The sequence below is a fragment of the Bacillus sanguinis genome, assembly GCF_018332475.1.
Classification (GTDB): domain Bacteria; phylum Bacillota; class Bacilli; order Bacillales; family Bacillaceae_G; genus Bacillus_A; species Bacillus_A sanguinis.
This window is the reverse complement of the sequence record NZ_BOQB01000370.1, coordinates 1-1,224: the sequence shown is the minus strand read 5'-3', so window position 1 is coordinate 1,224 and position 1,224 is coordinate 1. Positions and strand designations below refer to the sequence as shown.

2 protein-coding genes are annotated in these 1,224 nt (G+C 31.8%); one reads left to right on the top strand and one right to left on the bottom strand.

Features of this window, described 5'->3' with window-relative positions; genetic code table 11:
• Positions 1–384: 384 nt before the first annotated feature.
• Positions 385–660, top strand: a complete 276-nt coding sequence (gene spoVS / locus KI369_RS26215) for a stage V sporulation protein SpoVS (protein WP_097952820.1) — start codon at positions 385–387, stop codon at positions 658–660.
• Positions 661–754: 94 nt separating this feature from the next.
• Here the strand turns inward: spoVS and KI369_RS26210 are convergent.
• The coding region (locus KI369_RS26210) for a YxiF family protein (protein WP_238484961.1) at positions 755–1,224 on the bottom strand (470 nt) is incomplete at its 5' end.

Here is a 1,224-nt window from a genome sequence, read left to right as displayed (position 1 = left end):
GGAGTATAAAGTGCTAATATGATGAAATATAGTAATAGAATAGTAGCTGTAATAATTTTTGAAGAAGAAAAGGTTAATGATTTGGTAAAAATATCAGTGGAATATTATGAAATGTTAAAGTCTAGCGGGAATGCTTATTTTAATTTTACATGTAGAAGTACGTTATCCTCAGTTGCAATGATATAAGTGTTTGGGAAATTTGTATATTAGATTTTATAGTTGTTCTCCTTTATTTACGTAGTAGAGCAGGAAGAAGACGAAAAGTATCGAATGAATGTACATATGTAGCATTGTTTGCTTTTGGTGTGAATAGTAGTTAAAGATACGTTGAAATATTTTATACCGTAACGAAAGAGTAATTAAATAATAGAGGGAGCAACTTACATGGAAAATATATTAAAGGTATCTTCAAAATCAAAACCAAATTCAGTGGCAGGTGCAATTGCAGGTGTACTAAGAACAAGTGGTAATGTAGAAATTCAAGCGATTGGGGCGGGTTCCTTAAATCAGGCAATTAAAGCAATTGCGATCGCACGAGGGTTTGTTGCTCCAAGTGGTATTGATTTGGCCTTTGTTCCAGCATTTCAAGAGGTTACTATTAATGATCAAGAAAGAACGGCGATTAAATTGATTATAGGTCCTAGGAAGAAACGTTCTTAAAAAGAGTATTGATAAGTGGGATTTGAAAAAACTGATAGATAAAGTAATAAAAAGACCGCTCGCATTTTGAAGTGGTCTTTTGTATTTTCGTATTTTATATTGTGGATACCCCCCACATACTGAATTCGTAGTGGTATTCAGTGCGCTCAATAACGATCCCGAATTCTAAATCATCCCCAGCTAACACAAAATCTGCATATCCAGTTAGAAATCTTGATATGGTTGATAACTCTTCTAAATTCTCAAATACTTCAGCAATGTTCAGTTTAACTGCTTCAAATTTACCACCTTTAGAGAAAAAGAGTCTCCCTTGATCAACTGGAAATTTAATGGTTTTAGCTGTTTCTTTTAACAGTGCTATTGATAATCTTCCATTTTCTTTATAATCAGTGCTACCAAAAATTTTAATGTTTGAATTTTGTTTTAGCGTATTAAATAATTCTTTACAAAATAAATCATTAGATTCTGCATCCATAAATGAGTCCATAGAAATCGTAACAATATTAGAAAGTTCGTCTATAAGTTCTTTTCTACTAGCGTTTCTTTTTACTTTCATTTTTAGAA

Excerpts from the sequence above, each read along its gene's own strand:
- spoVS (WP_097952820.1), top strand. The coding sequence starts at position 385 with ATGGAAAATATATTAAAGGTATCTTCAAAATCAAAACCAAATTCAGTG.